14 protein-coding genes and 4 pseudogenes are annotated in these 20,012 nt (G+C 34.7%); 1 reads left to right on the top strand and 17 read right to left on the bottom strand.

The window, feature by feature from the left end; all coding sequences use genetic code 11:
- Positions 1 to 487: 487 nt before the first annotated feature.
- The 10 genes and pseudogenes from MKX66_RS03770 to iolG all read right to left on the bottom strand — a co-directional run.
- Positions 488 to 751, bottom strand: a pseudogene (locus tag MKX66_RS03770) (DDE-type integrase/transposase/recombinase); the annotation flags it as partial.
- Positions 752 to 774: 23 nt separating this feature from the next.
- Complete coding sequence (locus MKX66_RS03765; RefSeq protein ID WP_341085552.1) at positions 775 to 1,269, bottom strand: hypothetical protein; 495 nt, start codon at positions 1,267 to 1,269, stop codon at positions 775 to 777.
- Between the two features lie 53 nt (positions 1,270 to 1,322).
- Positions 1,323 to 1,715 carry a hypothetical protein gene (locus MKX66_RS03760; protein WP_063218858.1) on the bottom strand — a complete coding sequence of 131 codons (393 nt, stop codon included), beginning with the start codon at positions 1,713 to 1,715 and terminating at the stop codon, positions 1,323 to 1,325.
- 290 nt (positions 1,716 to 2,005) lie between these two features.
- Positions 2,006 to 2,797, bottom strand: a complete 792-nt coding sequence (locus MKX66_RS03755) for a 5-deoxy-glucuronate isomerase (RefSeq protein ID WP_341085550.1) — start codon at positions 2,795 to 2,797, stop codon at positions 2,006 to 2,008.
- Positions 2,798 to 2,901: 104 nt separating this feature from the next.
- Positions 2,902 to 3,747 (bottom strand): class II fructose-bisphosphate aldolase, encoded by an 846-nt coding sequence (locus tag MKX66_RS03750; protein WP_341085549.1) that lies wholly within the window; start codon positions 3,745 to 3,747, stop codon positions 2,902 to 2,904.
- 89 nt (positions 3,748 to 3,836) lie between these two features.
- Positions 3,837 to 4,733 (bottom strand): myo-inosose-2 dehydratase, encoded by an 897-nt coding sequence (gene iolE / locus MKX66_RS03745; RefSeq protein ID WP_341085547.1) that lies wholly within the window; start codon positions 4,731 to 4,733, stop codon positions 3,837 to 3,839.
- A gap of 122 nt (positions 4,734 to 4,855) precedes the next feature.
- Complete coding sequence (iolD, locus tag MKX66_RS03740) at positions 4,856 to 6,790, bottom strand: 3D-(3,5/4)-trihydroxycyclohexane-1,2-dione acylhydrolase (decyclizing) (RefSeq protein ID WP_341085545.1); 1,935 nt, start codon at positions 6,788 to 6,790, stop codon at positions 4,856 to 4,858.
- A gap of 154 nt (positions 6,791 to 6,944) precedes the next feature.
- Positions 6,945 to 8,408, bottom strand: a complete 1,464-nt coding sequence (locus MKX66_RS03735; RefSeq protein ID WP_098204085.1) for a CoA-acylating methylmalonate-semialdehyde dehydrogenase — start codon at positions 8,406 to 8,408, stop codon at positions 6,945 to 6,947.
- Positions 8,409 to 8,485: 77 nt separating this feature from the next.
- Complete coding sequence (iolC, locus tag MKX66_RS03730) at positions 8,486 to 9,484, bottom strand: 5-dehydro-2-deoxygluconokinase (RefSeq protein ID WP_033659598.1); 999 nt, start codon at positions 9,482 to 9,484, stop codon at positions 8,486 to 8,488.
- Between the two features lie 105 nt (positions 9,485 to 9,589).
- Positions 9,590 to 10,615 (bottom strand): inositol 2-dehydrogenase, encoded by a 1,026-nt coding sequence (gene iolG, locus MKX66_RS03725; RefSeq protein ID WP_341085543.1) that lies wholly within the window; start codon positions 10,613 to 10,615, stop codon positions 9,590 to 9,592.
- A 493-nt stretch (positions 10,616 to 11,108) separates the two neighbouring features.
- Here iolG and MKX66_RS03720 point away from each other — a divergent pair, with 493 nt between their 5' ends.
- The gene (locus tag MKX66_RS03720; protein WP_215589927.1) at positions 11,109 to 12,389 is read left to right on the top strand and encodes an MFS transporter; all 1,281 of its coding nucleotides are present in this window, start codon (positions 11,109 to 11,111) and stop codon (positions 12,387 to 12,389) included.
- Positions 12,390 to 12,663: 274 nt separating this feature from the next.
- Here MKX66_RS03720 and MKX66_RS03715 read toward each other — a convergent pair whose 3' ends face one another.
- From MKX66_RS03715 to MKX66_RS30800, 7 genes and pseudogenes are all read right to left on the bottom strand, one after another.
- A complete protein-coding gene (locus tag MKX66_RS03715; protein ID WP_215589928.1) occupies positions 12,664 to 13,476 on the bottom strand; it encodes a hypothetical protein in 813 nt (270 codons plus the stop codon).
- A gap of 260 nt (positions 13,477 to 13,736) precedes the next feature.
- The gene (locus tag MKX66_RS03710; RefSeq protein ID WP_215589929.1) at positions 13,737 to 14,738 is read right to left on the bottom strand and encodes a LacI family DNA-binding transcriptional regulator; all 1,002 of its coding nucleotides are present in this window, start codon (positions 14,736 to 14,738) and stop codon (positions 13,737 to 13,739) included.
- 232 nt (positions 14,739 to 14,970) lie between these two features.
- A pseudogene (locus MKX66_RS03705) lies at positions 14,971 to 15,267 on the bottom strand (DNA cytosine methyltransferase); the annotation flags it as partial.
- A 198-nt stretch (positions 15,268 to 15,465) separates the two neighbouring features.
- Entirely contained in the window at positions 15,466 to 17,154 is a 1,689-nt protein-coding gene (locus tag MKX66_RS03700; protein WP_215589930.1) for an SIR2 family NAD-dependent protein deacylase, read from the bottom strand.
- 270 nt (positions 17,155 to 17,424) lie between these two features.
- On the bottom strand, positions 17,425 to 19,128 hold the full coding sequence (locus MKX66_RS03695; RefSeq protein ID WP_215589931.1) for an ATP-dependent nuclease: 1,704 nt from the start codon (positions 19,126 to 19,128) through the stop codon (positions 17,425 to 17,427).
- A gap of 88 nt (positions 19,129 to 19,216) precedes the next feature.
- A pseudogene (locus MKX66_RS30805) lies at positions 19,217 to 19,373 on the bottom strand (DNA topoisomerase); the annotation flags it as partial.
- Between the two features lie 18 nt (positions 19,374 to 19,391).
- Positions 19,392 to 19,674 (bottom strand): annotated as a pseudogene (locus MKX66_RS30800) (DNA topoisomerase III); the annotation flags it as partial.
- Positions 19,675 to 20,012: the final 338 nt, after the last annotated feature.

Below are 20,012 nucleotides of genomic sequence, written 5' to 3'. Positions count from 1 at the left end.
TTCATGGATGTGGGATCACCATACATGTCCATCAACTTAGGGGAAACAATCTTGTTGAATCAGATGTTGACACTCCCACGGCTAAAGCCACAAGCTGACTAACGTCAGTGGAATTCTTGCTACCAAAGGCGAAGTCTATTTCTAGTATCGCTGACGTGTAAGATTGCGGTGTGCCATCACCACTCCGTATCCAGTGCATATAGCAGATACGGCACTCGTTCTATTACCAAACGAGTCAGATTGTGAGTTCTCAAATGTGTTTTAGCGTCTTGTGCTTGACGACTCAATACATTTTACGGAGTAGAAGAATTTGTTACTCCAACCCCATATGTATTCTGTTTTCAGAGAACAAGATTGTTTTAGAGATTTTTACTTGTCTATTATGAAAATTATACCATTTCAAATTCTCAATGCACAGAACGTACATTCGGTGTTTTATTTGTACATCGCATTTGACCTCACTCTCATCCCACCCCTAAAGTGGGTGCTATCGCACCGTAGTGGGCTTTCCCGTTCGGAAAATCTGTAATTGTTGAAGTCTATTGTACGTTGAAAAGGCGGAGTCTCTTTGAAGACTTCGCCTTTGTTTATATAGGGCATGAATGGTCTCGATACCTTTTATTGTACGTGAAGCATGACGAAGATTTTGAAATCCTGCAGATTTAGCAAAACGTCTCTTGACATGCCTATGATCCTGGTCAATAAGATGGCTAAATTTTTTGATTCTACAATGGATTGTAGTTTGATAAACCGAGAGACCCTTTAGAATAGAAATCACTTTTGACACAAAACAATGATTTTATATGGTGTAGTTTGAGCTGGTATACTCATTGTTGTAAAACTATAAATAGCTATTAAATTTCGATTTACAAGATTACCTGTAAAGAATTGACCATTTGTTAATAAAATTTGAGTAGAAGGAGAAATATTTAATTTTAATTTTCCATCACTACTCTCCAACTGTTCATTAAAATAGTCTACTTTTACATTTTGATGCGGTGTATATTTTGCCATAACAATCGCTTGAAATTGTGGTGGGAAAATAAGAGGAGCAGGAGCGTTGGCATCGTAAAACCCAGTTACTTTATCTCCTACTACTACCGTTGCATAGTCGATAAAATACGTATTTGGTTTCACTACAAAATTTATTAGATCCCCATAACCATTATCTACGGACATTAATTTATTACATCCTATATCTTCGTTTGACCCTGTTACAAAATCGTTAATCATAGTTATTGTACCATCAAATGATTGAAATTTTTTCATTCAAATACCTCTTTTGTTTATATAATTAAACCTCTATCGTTACTCTATAATTTTTAAAAACATGTAAATGAAATAATCCTTCTCGTATCAATTCCAAAAATAACCCAAAACCTACCGTTCCATCTAAAACCAGCAACAGACCTTGGTCCTACAAAAATTGGGAAATACCAAAATTGTTCACCATTACTAAGCCATATATAAGTATTTCGAAATAAACATAATGAAATTGCTCCTGGATCAACAGCAAATGGTGAAGCTGTTGATTGTTGAGGAATAAATGATGGGGGGGGAGATGTTGGAGCTTGTGAGCTTTGCTGTCCTGGAAAACTTGGTACACCCGGAAAGCCTGGTACACCCGGAAAACCTGGAATCTGAGGACCAGAGAATTGACGATCGAAGTATTGATCATAATTTATATAAGGATAATATATTGACTCATTATACATTTAAAAACCACCTCTTTCTTTTTAAAACCCTCAAAATTATTAATATGTAATGTTGTTCGTATAGGAAGCTTATTCGCTTCCTATACGAACAACATTTTTAACAGGAAAGTATACCTATACCCTTTGTTTTTCGGTATGGGGTAAAGTGGAGCGAGGGGCTAGCCTCTCCTAATGCCATAAAAAAAATAAAGAGTGAGAGGAATTCATCACACCTGAAAATTATCTAAAATTAAAAGATTCAGTTCCTACTTTTTTATACTTTTTTTTTGCACCAGAACCTTTATTTTCATCTATTCTTTTTCTGGCCAAATTTTCGCATTTGGTTCTAATAACCACTTGTGTTCTTCCTCCATGATACGATCATTCCATGGGTTATTCTCTAGATGTCGAATCATCCAACAAAAATACATTGCATATCCAGGTGCCGTTGCTTGTGGGTGGTCTAGCTCACCCGGAATTGTAATGAAGCTATTATGTACAACGCGATAAGCATCCTCACCAACCATTGCACATCCAAATCCCTGCGGCTTGTTAAAGCGATAATAATATACCTCTGGCTGATCATGATGATGCGGTGGATAACTAGACCATCGACCTGGATAAGAAATTACTTCTCCTACTACCATGTTAGAATATGCTGCATTGTTATAGTCAAAAATTGTCCGAATAACACGCTGCGCTGTTCCCTCCCATACTCCTTCTCCAGCTACAACACTTTGACACTCATTTGGAGTATACAACTTAGACGCAAATTCTTGATCATTATCTGTTTTTTGAACAAGCACTTCACTATCTGAAAGAGCAGTAATTGTAACCTTCACATTTTTGGCCACATGTAAACACCAAGGGTTTTCTTCAAACACAGACTGTCTTTGAATAATTTGTTCCATTCCTTCCCACTCTAAACGTACTGCCCCTTCTAGTAAAAGTACTGCCGTTTCATTCCTACTATCAAATAGCAACTCTTCTTTTCCATTAGACATCTTATATATGCCTATATCCATTAACATATCACTGTAATGACCGTTCATTTCTGTTAACACATTATACCCTTCATTTAATTCACCTAATTTTCCAAACACGGTTTTCTCCTCCTTTTAATTAATGGCTACTCTATAATTCTCTATCTTTGTCAGCTAACTAAATTTTGAGTTTCTTCTGATATTAATGAAGAAAACCTTTCTGGTTATGCTTTGTTTTCACTTCCGAATATGAGCATATGATTTTTAACGTTTTCGTATGCGGCCTCAATTACATCTTGATGATACATAAAGTAATCTGAATAAGGAGTATTTAGGGCAGCAGCGTTAACCGCAGCAATTACATTCTGAAATGTCGCTGTTGCTACATTAATTTTACGAACACCATGTTGAATACATTGCTTGAAATCCTCTGGACTAATGCCAGAACCACCATGTAATACGAGAGGAATACGAACTACCTCATTAATCTCCTGCAAGCGGTCTAATCGTAAATCAGGATCTCCATTGTACATACCGTGCGCATTTCCAATCGCAACAGCTAACGCATCAACGTCTGTTTCTTCTGCAAATCGTTTTGCTTCTGTAGTGCTTGTCAGTAACATTTCAATATCTTCTGATCCGTCCTCACTACCACCTACTCTGCCAATCTCAGCTTCTACCGTCGCTCCGTACTGTTTCGCAAGCGCTACAATTTCTATTGTCTTTTGGATATTCTCCTCTAACGGATAGTGAGAGCCATCAAACATAACCGAACTAAACCCAATTTCTAATGTCTCTTTAATCTTTTCAAACTTCATACCATGATCAAAGTGAACTGCTACTGGGACAGTCGCTTTTTTCGCCGCAGCAACCATCAAAGGACCAATCAGATGAATCGGCGAATGATTCAAACGAACTTCCGCAATTTGTAGAATAAGTGGAGAACGCAACTCTTCTGCTGCTTTGATAGCTCCCATTACCATTTCCATATTAGCGACACTGAAAGCTCCGACCCCATAATTCTCTTGATTTGCCTTTATTAAAATATCCTTCATTTGAACTAATGGCATTACACATTCACCTTTTTCAATATTATTTATTACATGGAAATACAAACGTTTCGTCTTTTTACTCCTTATGTAATCTCATAATGGGGAAATTAAAGACCTGCTTTCTCTTGTATAAATTTCCGGGCTTTTAATGCATATTCAAAAGGATTCGCTAAAGCCGGGTCTTGCTCTGCTTCTACTACAAACCAACCCTCATAATCAGAGTTTGCAAGGTTAGTAAACACTTCATCAAATACAATTACGCCATCTCCGGGAACTGTAAATGCACCATTCTTCACTGCCTGTAAGAAGCTTAATTCGTTTTCCTTTACAGCATCTACTACTTCCTGGCGAATATCTTTTAAATGTACATGTTTAATACGAGGTAAATATTTTTTCAAAATATAAAGTGGCTCTTCTCCTGAAAAAACAAGATGACCTGTATCAAAAAGCAGGGATACAAGACCTGGATCCGTCATATCCATTAACTTTTCAATTTCTGCCGTTGTTTGAACACCCGTACCCATATGATGATGGTATACAATATGTAGCCCCTTTTCCTGAGCTAATTTACCGAGGTGATGTAACCCATTTGCAAGCTTATCCCACTCTTCTTCTGTAAAAACGGGCTTGTTTTTAAATAGTGGTACATTCATTAAACCTTGAATGCTATGTCCTTGCTCTGATACAACGATGACTTTTGCCCCCATATCATGCAAGAAATCCCTATGTTTAATAAATGCTTGTACCGTCTCTTCAAGCGGTTTCGTTGTCAAAAATGCACTAAACCATGCGCTAGCAATCTCCAGATTTCGTAATTCCAAAAATTTTTTCAATACAACTGTATTTCTCGGATATTTATTCCCTACTTCACTTCCATTAAATCCAGCTAGTGCCATCTCACTAATACATTGTTCAAACGTATTTTCTGCTCCTAGCTCCGGCATATCATCATTTGTCCAAGCAATTGGTGCAATCCCAAGCTTAATCGTGTTTTCTTTGAACATCTCCTTGTCTCTCCTCTTTACAAAATGTGATAGAATTTCGCCAACTTCTCTTATCCGCTCGTTAAAAAGAGAGCTTCCTAAACAATATGCATGTAGATAAAAAGCTCTCTTTGTGTCCTAATCTAATAAGATCTTGCCTTTTGCAAGTTACTTACTTTACTCTCATACGCGGCTTGTACACTTTGACTATTAGATACTTCTGCAACACCTACATGCCACCATGAATCGTATCCATTTGTCATTGTTTTTGGTAATACTTTAATATCAATCAATGTAGAAACTGTTTGTTTTTTCGCATCCCTAAGCGCTTCCTGCAATTGTTCTATCGATGTGACACGATATGTTTTCACACCATATCCAGCCGCGCTAGCTGCAAAATCAATTTTCATAATAGCTCCGTTTAATTTACGAGTTTCTTGGTTTCTGTAGCGAAACTCTGTTCCAAAGCTTCCCATTCCATTACCCATTTGTAAGTTATTAATGCAGCCGAATCCGGAGTTATCAAACAATAAAACATTAATTTTTTTGTTTTCTTGAAGACTTGTTACGAGCTCAGAATGAAGCATTTGGTAACTGCCATCCCCTACCATTGCATATACTTCTTTCGATGGTTCAGCTAGCTTTGTACCAAGTGCGCCTGCAACCTCATAGCCCATGCAAGAGTATCCATACTCCATGTGATATGTATTTGGTTTTCTCGATTCCCACATTCTTTGCAAATCACCCGGGAGGCTTCCCGCTGCACCAACGATGACCGCATCTTCATCAAGTAGTGTATTCATTTGTCCAATGACCGCAGTCTGTGTTAATTGTGTACCAAGTGCGTCTACATACTCATTTAAATTCTCATCGAAATGACCTTCGACTTCTGGTGTGAAATCTTGACCTGTAAAGCGAATATTATGTAGACGTGCTAATTCTGTTTCCCAAGCTTCTTTTGCATTAGCGATTTCTACTGTGTAACTAGATCGATAATCTATTGCTTGCAGTTCATCTATTAGAGCAAGAAGCGCTTCTTTTGCATCTGCTATCATCTTCAATGCATCGAGCTTGTTCGCATGGAATTCTGAAATGTTAATATTTAAAAACTCAACCTCTTCATTCTGAAACAATTGCTTAGATGCCGTTGTAAAATCAGTAAATCTCGTCCCGATTCCAATAACAAGATCCGCCTCTTTTGCAATTGTATTAGCCGCTAAATTCCCAGTTACACCAATACCACCAAGGTTATAGGAATGGCTGCTTTCAATCGCACTTTTTCCAGCTTGTGTTTCCCCAAATGGAATATGGAATGTTTCAGCAAACTGCTTCAGTTCTTCTGCCGCTTCTGCGTATCTTACACCACCACCGCAAATCATAATTGGCTTTTTCTTTCTCTTAATCATTTCAACCGCATCCGCTAAGCTGGCTTTTGTAGGTAGACGACGCTCAATACGGTGAACACGCTTTTGGAAGAAGTAAGTTGGAAAATCCCATGCTTCCCCTTGGACATCTTGTGGTAAACAAATTGTTACAGCTCCTGTATCTGCCGGATTCGTTAAAACACGCATGGCTTGAATCATAGCTGTCATCAATTGTTCAGGACGGTTCACCCGGTCCCAATACTTACTTACCGCACGAAAGGCATCATTCGTAGAAATAGATAAGTCATGCGTTTGTTCAATTTGTTGAAGAACAGGATCAGGTTGCCTCGTTGCAAATACATCACCTGGAAGTAGTAAAACGGGAATATTATTTGCAGAAGCAGTTGCAGCAGAGGTAATCATATTTGCTGATCCAGGACCAACAGAAGAAGTACATGCCATAATTTGTTTTCTATGTTTTTGTTTTGCAAAAGCCATCGCAGCATTTGCCATCCCTTGTTCATTTCTTCCTTGATATACTTCTAATTCCCCTGCGTCTTCTTCTAAAGCTTGACCTAGGCCTACTACATTTCCATGACCAAAAATCGTAAAGATTCCCTTAATAAGCTTTTGTTGCTCTCCATCAAACTCTACGTATTGCTGATTCAAAAATTTCACCAATGCTTGCGCCGTCGTCATTCTAACAGTTTGCATATTGTTTGCTCCTTTCTATCTCTATCAGTCATTCTGCATATGAAAAAGGAGTATCAGGAATTTGATAGACTCCTAATACTTCCTTCTTATGTTTTCATACTTCCGTTACTTTCGCTTACAAGCAACTAAAGAGATTCTACTTCTCTCTTAATGATTACTTTTCCCAACGAGATGTAAGCATTTTCTTTCTAGTATAAAACTCAACGCCGTCCGTACCGTTCGCATGAAGGTCACCATAGAAAGAGTCTTTCCAACCAGAGAACGGGAAGAATGCCATTGGCGCTGGTACCCCAACATTCACACCTAACATACCTGATTCAATTGTTTCACGGAATTGACGTACACTTGCTCCGCTATCTGTATAAATACAAGCTCCATTTGCAAAGCGAGACTCATTCGCAATTTCAATTGCTTCATCTAATGATTTCACACGAACAATGGATAAAACAGGAGCAAAAATCTCATCTTGCCAGATTTTCATTTCTTTTGTAACATGGTCAAAAATTGTTGGGCCAACGAAGTAACCAGCTCCTTTTACAGCTGTATCTTCGCGTCCATCACGAACTAATGTAGCGCCCTGTTCTACACCTGAATCGATGTAACCAATTGTGCGCTCTTTATGGTTATCACGAATAACTGGTCCTAAAAATACATCTTCATCAAGACCATTGCCGATTACGATTTTATTTGCTTCTTCTACTAGTCTTTCAACTAAATGATCTGCAATTTCTTCTTCTACTGTAACAACAGAAGCGGCCATACAACGCTCACCAGCTGAACCAAATGCAGCACTAATAATTTGCTTTGTTGCTAGTTCAAGATTCGCATCATTTAATACAATGGAATGGTTTTTCGCACCCGCTAATGCTTGAACACGTTTTAAGTTTTCTGTTCCTTTTTTGTAAACGTATTCTGCGACAGGTTGAGAACCTACAAATGAAATTGCCTTCACTAATTTATGTTCCAGAAGACCGTTTACTACATCGTGAGCGCCATTTACGATATTTAATACACCTTTTGGTAAGCCTGCTTCTTCAGCTAATTCAGCTAATCTTGCTGCTAGAAGTGGTGTACGCTCTGAAGGTTTTAACACAAATGTATTACCGCAAGCAATCGCAAGTGGGAACATCCAGCATGGAACCATCATTGGGAAGTTAAACGGTGTAATCCCGCCTATAACACCAATTGGGTAACGATACATACCAGACTCAATACCTGTCGCAATATCAGGAAGCTGTTTTCCCATCATTAATGTAGGAGCACCTGCAGCAAACTCCACACACTCAATACCACGAAGAACTTCACCGTAAGCTTCGTTATAACTTTTTCCGTTTTCAATCGTAATAAGTTTCGCTAACTCTTCCCAGTTATCTACTAATAATTGTTGATATTTAAATAGAATACGAGCACGTTTTGGCACAGCTGTTTTGGACCAAGATTTGAACGCTTCATTTGCTGCTTGTACGGCTAGTTCAACATCTACTTTTGTTGAAAGTGGTACTTGAGCGATTACTTCTCCCGTTGCAGGATTATATACGGCTTCCATCTTAGTTGAAGAGGATTCTACCCATTCGCCGCCAATGTAGTTTTTTACAATTTGTGCTGTTTGTACTGTCATATTCATTCTCTCCCTTTTATGTAATGTAGAAGCGTACATAAAATACGCCCTTACTTGATTACTCATTTATGATGTTTCTATACAATTTCCTCAGCCGTTTCCATGAATGCAGAAATCTCTGCCCTTGTTGGCATTGCATCTGAACAGCTATGTTTAGAAATAACGATTGAAGCAGAAGCGCCACCTAATCGCATCGCTTGAGGAATCTCAAGCCCTTGCATTAAGCCGTAAATAAATGCAGAAGCATACGAATCACCAGCACCAAACGTCTTTAATACCTTTGTTTTAAAGATACCGCCTCGGTGAGATTGACCGTCTCTCGTATAAGCGATTGAACCATCCCCACCGTGCTTAATAACGACAATCTTCGCATGATGAGAAAACCACCTTTCAGCCGTAACCTGATCATTAGATTGTTCGTAGTTTAATAGTTTTTCCATCATATCGAATTCTTCACGCGTTCCAATAATGACATCAGACTTTTCAGCCGCTAAATTATAATACACAGCCGTTTCAGCTTCTGACTGCCATGTATAAGGGCGGTAATCAACATCAAAAAATACGACTACATCGTGCTTACGCGCATATTCTAGCGCTAAAAATACCGCCTCGCGAGAAGGACTTTTCGCTAAAGCTGTTCCTGAAATTAAGAGAGCTTTTGATTGTTTAATATAGTCCTCAGATACTTCTGTTGGATCAAGATTTAAATCTGCGACATTGTCGCGGTACATTAAAATACTGCAATCTTCAGGGCTTTTAATTTCTGTAAAAGCTAGACCTGTCACTGCACCAGTACGATCAATACATATCTGATCCGTATTAATATTATTGTCCTTTAGGTACCCTGTAATAAAGCGGCCCATTTGATCATCGGACACTTTACCGATAAATCCTGTTTGTAAGCCAAGACGTGCCGCACCAATCGCGATATTCGCAGGAGATCCCCCCACATACTTAGTAAATGTTCTTGTTTCTTCCATAGGACGTTGTGTTTCATTGGCATTTAAATCAACGCATAAACGTCCAACTGCAATTAGATCTAATGGACAATCTTCTTTAAAAATAAGTGGATTCATTGTTACTACCTCCCGTGCATTATGTAAAGGTAAATGATATGGTTAAAAAATTTTTATGCCCATACGATTCACTACTCTTTAACTTTCTAGAAGTAAGCGCTCTCTTTATTGATTTAATGCAGGCTGTTTATGTTCAATTTGAACAGGTTTTCCTGTTAGTAAAGATTCCTTCGCAGCTTTCGCAATTCGTTCTGCTTGTAGCCCATCATTACCACTGCAAATAACAGCTTGTCCTTCTATAATTGACTTTGTAAATTGTGTTACTTCCTCAATATAAGCCTGCGTATAGCGCTCTAAGAAGAAATAAAGCGGCTTATCTTTTACAACACCTTCTGTTTTTGACACTTGTACTGTTGTCGGACAGCAATTATCCGCAGCGACCGCTCCTTTTTCACCAAACACCTCAAGACGCTGGTCATATCCATAAACAGCTTGGCGGCTATTATCAATTACCCCTAAAGCTCCATTCGCAAATTTCAATGTGACAATTGCTGTATCAACATCATTTACTTCCTGAATGGATGGATCAATTAATGTTGTACCATATGCAAATACTTCAACAACTTCACTATTCATCACATATCGAGCCATATCAAAATCATGAATCATCATATCCATAAACAATCCGCCTGAAGAACGAACATATTCTATACTTGGCAGTTGCGGATCTCTAGACGTAATTTTTAAAATATGTGGGTGTCCCACTTCTCCTTGTTGAATAAGATCATAGACTTTTCTGAAGTTAGGATCGAAACGGCGGTTAAAGCCTACTTGAAGAGATACTCCTTGTTCTTTTACTACTTCTAATGCATCTAATGTTTCTTCTACCGAGAAACTAACTGGCTTTTCACAGAAAATATGTTTTTTCGCAAGAGCCGCTTCTTTAATAATTTGCGCATGTGTATTTGTTGGTGAACAAATGAATACAGCATCAATTTCTGGATCTGCTAATAAATCCCGATAGTTTGTAGTCAGAGTGGAAATCCCTTTATCCTCAGCCCACTTTTCTAGATGACTAATCACTACATCTGAAACCGCTTTAATTTCCACTTGTGGCATCAGCTGCAAATTATCAACATGCAGTTTCCCTATTCGTCCAGCACCAATAATCCCAATCGTTAAAACATTCATATGATTTCTCCCTCTTTATTTAAATTTAAGAAACAAAATGGAAGTCTATAAGGTTTAGCACATCAAATTAAGTTAAGCGCTTTCCCTATTTTTCTTCATTATACACACTTGATTCTAAATTGAAAACATTTTTATTTTTTTGAATACTTTTCTTTTCATCCGAATTTCAAATTTCGTAAGTAAACGTAATCCATGCATCTACAAAGTAATAATAAGAAACAAATAATCTAAACGGCTACAAAAATACTCTTTTAAAATACTGATATAACAAAGGAAATTAAGCCTTTTAAATAGTAAACTCCCATCTATAAGTTATTTCTATCTTTTCATACTCACAATTATTTTAGTGTCCGATAAGTAAATAGATTGCACCCTATGAAAGAAAGTTGTAAATTATCAAAAAATTTCATTGACGACCTCATAATGTAAGCGTATACTTTTTTTATCAAAAAGAATTAAGCGCTTAACCAAAAAAATTATCGGTGGTGGGAGAATGAACGCAATTGGTTCAAACAAAACATTTATGGACAAGATTGGTATCCCTTCTAATTTAACTTGGGGATACATAGGGATTATTGTTTTTATGATTGGGGATGGTTTAGAACAAGGATGGTTATCCCCTTATCTCGTTGAGAATGGCTTAACGCTAGAACACGCTGCTTTTCTGTTTACGATTTACGGAATTACTGTATCTGCTTCTTCCTGGTTTTCGGGGGTATTTGTACAAATGTGGGGACCAAGAAAAGTAATGACGTTTGGTTTAGTATCATTCATTTTAGGCTCCATTGGGTTCATCGGTATAGGAATTCAACATATGAATTATCCCGTTATATTACTTTGCTACGCTCTACGAGGATTTGGTTATCCCTTATTTGCTTATTCTTTCCTAGTTTGGGTATCTTACAGTACTCCTCAGCAAATGCTTTCAAGAGCAGTCGGCTGGTTCTGGTTCGTATTCCAGCTTGGACTTAGTGTTATCGGGGCCTTCTATTCTAGCTATATGGTTCCTAAAATCGGGGAAATCGCTACTTTATGGAGCGCCTTAATTTTTGTTGTCGTCGGGGGATTATTCTCAATTGTTGTAAATAAGGACAAATTTAAAGCACAAACCGTAAGCTCTAACAAATCAAGTGAATTACTAAAAGGCATTACCATCGCATTTGAAAATCCTAAGGTTGGTATAGGTGGTATTGTTAAAATTATAAACTCGGCCGCTCAGTTTGGATTTGTTGTTTTCCTGCCTACCTATATGATGAAATATAATTTTACAATGACTGAATGGCTACAAATTTGGGGTACTCTATTCTTTGTAAATATGGTATTTAATATTATTTTTGGTATTGTTGGAGACAAGTTTGGTTGGGTAAATACGATTAAATGGTTCGGAGGAGTCGGTTGCGGAATTGTAACTCTTGCACTCTATTATGTACCACAAATGGTAGGACATAATTATTGGGCAGTATTATTTGTTGCCTGTTGCTACGGAGCAACACTTGCCGGTTATGTACCTCTTACAGCTTTAGTACCATCTTTAGCTCCTGAAAATAAAGGAGCTGCAATGTCTGTCTTAAATTTAGGTTCAGGATTATCAGCATTCGTTGGTCCATTAGTAGTAACTGCTTTCATCGGTCCATTAGGTGTAGGCGGCGTGATGTGGATCTTTGCTGGTTTGTACTTCTTTGGTGCATTTTTAACACATTTTCTTACTATTCCGAAGGAGAATGAAATTAAGCAAGATTTAAATACGAAAAGTGGAGAGCAATTCTCAGTATAAGTTCTTAATAATAATGTAGATTTGGAATAAAATTTGATTAAAACGAAATTACAAAGCTCTATTTGTTAACCTATACAAAAAACTCCATTTTGAATAAGGATTACTCAAAATGGAGTTTTTTGTATACATATGAATCCCTTATAAAAAGGTTTGATCATTTCAATAAACCTTGCCCTACAAAATTCCTCTACAGTCACAGTACATTCCCTCAGATACCTTAACACAAATAAAACGGAAAAAGACTGTAGTTGCTAAACCACAGTCTATAAAATATTTAGTCGTTTTTTTCTAACAATTTATCCATAAATTCACCATTTAATTTTAAACCATCTTTATATAGAGATAAAAAATCACCAGCAGTTTCTTTTTTTTCTAGCTCAGGATCGAAATAAAGTTTATTAATAGCTTCTCGTAATTTTTCTTCAGCTTTATGAAAGATCTTCACTTCGTCTTCTAACTCCTTAGGCGGGACTGTAGCCGATATTTTTAAGAGATGTCCTTTAGCCTTCTCAGCAAGAGCCATTACAGCTTCATCGTCTATATTATCGCCTTTTGTAGGAACTACTCCATCTTTGAAACAATTAAGAAAATCCTTAATTTCTTTTTTGTAGATTGATACATACTCATCTTTTGAAACTCGTAGATAGTCGCGTCTTTTCTCAAGGAGTTCTTTACTTGTATCAACGCCTAATTTTTCTTCAAAAGAATCGTTATATTTCTTCCAACTATCTTCGTCTTTTTCGCTATATTCATCAAATATAGATGATTTATTACTAATATTTTTTTTTGCTTTTTCAAGTTGTTCAATCTCTATGTCTAAAAATTTAACATATTCTTTGTGTGCCTCCTTAAATTCAGAAGGAGGAGAAAGTTTCTTTGAGTCTTTCAAAAGGGAAATACGTTTTTCGATATACTTTTTTCGTTCTTCAATTGAAAGTGATTTGTCATCACCTTTTTCTAACCCTTCACTTACATCAACCTGTTCTTTTGCAACCGCATCTATGTATTCCTCTTTAGTCAATGAGGAACAAGCAGACAATAATATAATGTTACATAATAATATTGCGATGTTTTTACTTAATTTCATACATTTCTCCTTTCGAATATATACATTAATTATAATTCTAACATAATAATTGTCATATTTAATCATAAAAAATACGTAATTACAACTTCATTTAAATCTTTGTGTATGGCGTTTAACTTTTTATATGAAATCCTTTAATTTTAAAGGAATAAAATGGTACGACTTTAATTCAAATCCACAAATAAAGAAGGTCATCATAACTGCACATGGTTATGATGACCTTCTTTTCGTTACATTCAAATAAGCTATTAAAAAAGCTTTCATGTAATGTCCTTTACTGAGGATCGCTCTACTAACTGAGGTATAATTGTAATTTTTTGCTTGGCATGCGCCTTCATTTCCATCGTTTTTAAGAGTTGTTCAAACGTACAGGCTGCCATTTGTGTAATTGGCTGTTCAATCGTCGTTAACCCTGGATCAGCAATCTCAGCATAGATTGTATTATCAAATCCAATAATTGATAAATCTTCCGGAATCGAAAGTCCTTGTTTTCTTGCTTCATTCATAAGACATATAGCAATTAAATCTGTACAAGCAAAAACCGCTGTAGGCCTATTAGGCAAACTAAGTAATTCTTTACTTGCACGTTTACTATCTTCCACTGTCGAATAGCAGCTAATAATAGCATCCTCTTCTAACGAAACCTCTAAATCTGTAAGAGCCTGTTTGAAACCAGTCAGTCTCCCTAAGCTACTTTTTCTATCCTTCTCCATCATAATCGTTAAAGATGTGTGGCCTTTCTGCGTTAGATAATTCCCAGCTAGATAGCCTCCCCTCATATCATCAGTTGTCACAACATGCGTTGTGATGGAAGGATGATCTACGGTAAATAGTACAAGTGGCAAATCTCGGTTCACAATTTTTTTAACTAGTTTATAATCATTTAGCTCCGTTGCAATAATAATGCCATCTACTTGCTTTTTAAATAATAAATCAATGTACTCGTGCTCACGTTTTGTTTGATGATCTGTACTACATAAAATGAGTGTATACCCTGATTCTCGTGCACTATTTTCAAAAGCTCTTGCTACTTCTGCAAAAAATGGGTTTGAGATATCTGGGACAAGTACCCCAATCGTATATGTTTTTTTACCTGTTAACGCTGCTGCTACACTACTTGGCTGGTAATCTAATTCATTCATTACCCGATTTACTTTATTTATTGTTTTTTCGCTAATACGCCCGGTTTGATTAATTACCTTAGATACAGTCGCTATTGATACACCTGCTTTTTCCGCAACATCATAAATTGTTGGTTTCACTTTAATTGTCCCTTCTTAATCATCTTTTTCTATATTTTATCATAAATAGATTTCGCTTCTTGGTACTCAAACGGAAATCTTTTAAAATTTGTAAGTACTTCTATCTTCTAGCGTGGTTCCTCTCATTTAGGTAAAACCTTGTTTCAGATGGATATTATAATTTATAGACATTACCTTTTATTAAAGGCTTTAAAGGCAGAATGCTTCGATAAGAAACAAAAAAGGAGATGGCTTATTCCATCTCCTCTTCAAATTCAATCTCTAGTTTTTCTACATTTATATTGTCTACCTCATATATCCTTTCAGCCATACGCTCAATTAACCCTACAACTAGCACATTTCCCATACAGAAATACCGCATTCGATTAGACATACCTGTATTTGTCCAATCATCTAGGAAACCATTTAATCGTTCACACTCAATCGGTGTTAAAAATTGAAGTCCCTTTTCATCTATTACTACATGCGTACTTCGATTTATACTCGCTTCACTTGTTAACATTGTTCTGCCTGGTATATCTAACAATTCCGACATTTAATAGTTTAACCTGTACATATAACAACACAAGCAGTGGTTAAAAGTAGCAGTTTCTGCTTATTTATATGCACATCTATTGAAGCAAAGACTTCAACTAGGTTCAAAAATATAACTATTACTTGTATAATATATTTTGTTGAATTAATAACTTGGCTAATATATTTGGCTCTAAACTATATTAGCAAGAATTCATTCTTTCTTTCCTTCTTTCAGTTGTTTTCGAAAATCATTTATTTTCTTTTGAATTATATCTACTTCTTGTAGTACTTTTAATACTGTCGGTTTTCCAGCAGCCTTTAATTTAATTTGTTCTATCCAATACTGATGTAATTGAGGAATTTGTATATAATATTCATCTTCTTCATTAATCTCTTTGATATCCTCTACTATATACTTAAGATAGCTGCAAAGATAATAACTTGGAATCTGCTGTATATGTTCTAACAAATATCTCCCTCCTGGATTAGAATATAAATACTTTGTTGGATGACATGCACCAAACATTTCATACATTAATTTACCAGTTTCAATATCATAATCGCTCTGTTCTACAAATAGTGAAAGTTTAAAAAACCTCTCAATTCTATAACTTTTCCCCCAAAAATCAGATGTACGGTCAACATATTTTAAAGATTCTTTCACAAATTCCATGTAAATCTCTTCTTTAGCTATATCAGTATTATTTTCTAAGATTTTTATTGTGTAGTCCATTATAGAAAAAGCAATATTTCCCTCAAGTGTAGTAATGCCTTTTTCAAAAGGCTTCTCATTTAATATAAAAGGGCTTTTAAAAATCTTATCAAATGCCCTAATAAAATCTAAGTTTAATTCTTTATTATTAACATAATCAGATTCCGCTTCGTTAACTAACTTCAATAGTGTGTTTGTAAATCTAGGTTCTAATGAATGTGCATCAAATAAAAGATTTAAATTAGAGCTTGCTAATTCAGTGCTGATGGCATTAGATAAATCTTCTACAAATATCGGAAGAGTCTCCGCCTCAATCACTTTTATTTTATAGGATTCTAAAAACATCTTATAGAAATTAAAATAGGTTCCCCATTTTTCTTTATCGTATGAAGTTAACACTATATAAAATTTATCATTTTTGATTTGTGAACCATAATCCCTTATAAATTGGAAATAAGTTTGATGTATATTAATATCATTAAATCCGTATCCCATCATTAAAATAGTATTACTAGAAAATAAAGTATATAACTTACTTCTAAAATATCCAAAATCATGCATAAACTTATAGTATTGAGAATGCGTGAAAATTATTCCATTCTGAGAATCGATGTCACCGTGTACTTTTATAATAGATTTGTCTTTTTCATTCCAATTTAATTCTTCCCCCTTACCGAGAGATTGAACTAAATAGTTTTTTCCATTCATTATTTCATCTTCTATAACCCTGTCATAATTGGTAGTAAGTATATAATTAAAATTTATTTCACCTAGCTTTTTTAACTTTTCTATTTCTATATCATTAACTTTATTTTGATTAACTTCTATTAGATTTAATAACTCTCTGGAAAAATCCATTTCTAGCTTCTTATTTGTTTCTTCGTTAACTATTTTTTTTAATGGCACAGTAAAATCATCGTTATTACTTAGTCCAAGACCCTCTATGATTTCCCCTTTACAATTATCCCACTTTACATCTTTGTAATAACTTAAAAAAGATTGAGCTATTTGGAGGGGATCCCCATTTTTCATATCATCAAAATCTAAATTTTCTATACCAATAATTCCTTTTAATTCTTCTAATAATTCCATCCATCCAGGATATCCAAAGCTTCTACTGAAACCTGCTCCGATAAATGGTACTACTTTTTCAGAAATTATTAGTTTGACTAATTCTTTTGGAATCATATATATCCACCTCATGCCTAATCGCCTCAAAATATAAAAAAAGCTAATTCTTTTTACATCCATATAACTTTTTTCAGGAATAACATTAAACTAATCAATACTAGTTTCTTTTTCTTGCCAATCATTAGGTATCAAACCATTTTCATCTTTTTTTCAATTATATCTTACTATTTGATTTTTATCTTTCATCATTTTTTAAATTTAAGTTTTATTAACTACAGATGCTATTAATTCAAAAAATCAATTGTTGCATCTAGTAATTCGAACATTTCACGTTCGGTTAGCCTCTTTTATTTGTTCCCCGATTGTTCTAATAAAAAAATTCAATTTAACCGTAATGTCTTTTTTCGTAAATACTTTACTAACTTCTTCAGCAACTCTTACTTTATTAAATGTTTTAGATAAATTTTTTATCATAGCATTGTATAATTCGGTATCTATTTCTAAATTATAAATTTTTTTCATTTTTTCTGTAATATATAACTCAGAGAATTTTTCATCAAAAGAATCAGCAAGTTTAAATCGAAAATTAGGATTTAAGTTCTTTACATTTGGAGGGGAAAATTTTATTGTTTTCTTACCCATTACCCCTTTATATGTCATTGATTCTCTTTCAAAACAACCATTACATAAAACCTTTTTAAATACTTCTCCTTTTATATAGTTTTCTATTTCACGCCCTGCTGTCTTAACAAATTTAACGTGTTCAAAATCTTTAGATTTTTTTATTCTATTTTCAAATTTAATTAATCTAGGTTTCAATTTTTCCTGTTTATTATTGTTATCCCTATCAGCAATAACCACAGCATATCTACTGGTTGCTAATATATCTATAAACTTATTCGCTTCACTACTTGTTTGTTCTACAAAAACACTACAATAATCTATTAGTGCACCACCATATATCATGAAACTAAAATGAATACCTTCTTTATATTGAGGATAAATTAATTCCAGCCACTTTTTTATATATAGTTTATCACTTGGTCCTTCAACCCAAATAACTAAATTACTTTGTAATAAACTAGAAGGTTTTACTCCAAGGGAATCAAGAAGAGGAAGCATCTCCTTCTTATGTAAACAACGCTCCAGTTTAGTTTCCCTTTTGTCCCCTTGATAAACTCTTGTAATAGTCCAATTGTCATCAACTTGATCTATAATTACACTAGAATGTGAAGTAATAAAATATCTATTCTTTTTCAGAATCTCATCTTTAGAAAGCAAGTAAAGAAATCTTTTTGTTGCCATTGGATGCAAATTAGATTCTGGTTCTTCAATAAAAACATTCGCACCCTTCATCTTTTCACTTAATACATACTTAGTTTTGTGGTATAAGAAAGTTAGAATCTCTACTACTTGCTTAATCCCTGTTCCTAAATCAGTAAGCTCTTGCGCTAATCCCCAATCTTCTTTTTCTGTACAAAATCTAAATTTAATAGTTTTTTCTTCTTTATCTACCAGTAATAATAACCTCTCATCTAATATTTTATTTAACCACTTTTCCATACACTCCTTATAATTATCTATTAACTTATTTTGTATTATCCAATCTATAGATACCGAAAGTTTAATCATTTTCCTTTCAGTATCTATAAAATGAATACCCTTTAAAAAAAATGTTTTCACGTTTTCATCTTCTAATTTAATTAGCAGTTTTTCTTCATATTTACTACTCAAATGAATAGTATTTTTATTACTTAGATATATATCTCCTACTATCTCTTCTTCTTTAAGATGATTAAATTTATCTTCATCAGAAAATTCTAACTTTAATTCCGTATTAGATAAATATGTCTGTGTATAAATTTCTTTTACCACTTGAAAAAATTTTAGTATATTCGATTTACCACTATTATTTGGACCTATAAAGATGTTGATATCTTTATAGCAAAAACCTTCAAAATTTGTAGTTGAAAATGTATGTGATCTAAATCCACAAATATCAAAATCCTTTATAAACAAAATTTCATCCATCCCTTCATCTTATTTGCAATGTCAAAATACTTATAAAAAATGTTGATTTATCTATTAATTTTGCCCACTTTCATTCGGTATACAACAGTACACGACCAGCAGAAAACGCATCATTCACTTCCTTTTTTTAACAAAATCCTAAAGACACGTGATACATTCATTCCAACGCCCCAATCAGCGGATGACCTCGTACATATTTCATAATACGTATTGATCGTACCTGACTCATCAAGTAAGTTTTTAAACTATTGATAATTCGCCTACATAAATAGTTTCTGTTACCCCTGAATTATGTATCAGCTGTTTTACAGCGTTAAATTGCTTATACTTTGACTTTGTTACTTCAAATTGAAAACGCTCTGGAATCATCGGTAATGTATCAAACGATCACTTTTCCACTCAGCGTGATAAAGTTCTGGATTACATAACTGCCTTAAATGATCAATTACCCATGTACAGTATCCTCTATTTGGAAACAACTCATTTGCTTCTACTTCTAAATATCCCAACCTTCCGGCGATATTTAAATTGTGAAACAAGAGCCAAACCTTAATCTGTTTTCTCAGCAATAATTAATACGTATCCCATTTATAGGTCAATCTCCTTTATTCTATATTTTACATGGTATAAGTCTTTTTCGACCTTTTTAATAAGTCAAACAAGTCAACGCCAAATAATATAACGCTCAAAAATGCGAAAATTATTTAATCTGTTTTTATGTGGAATTCATTCCATTCTATGCAAAATATTAAAAATTCATTTACTTAGTTTAGAACAATAACAAAGTAAACTATTCATTGCTCCACTCGATTCTGATTTCTTTTTGAATATATTGAAATCTATCCATTAATTTCAAATCAACATAAGTATTATTCGACATTTAT

The sequence above is a fragment of the Bacillus sp. FSL R9-9530 genome (assembly GCF_038008145.1).
Taxonomy (GTDB): Bacteria; Bacillota; Bacilli; order Bacillales; family Bacillaceae_G; genus Bacillus_A; species Bacillus_A mycoides.
This window is presented reverse-complemented; position numbering and strand designations above follow the sequence as displayed.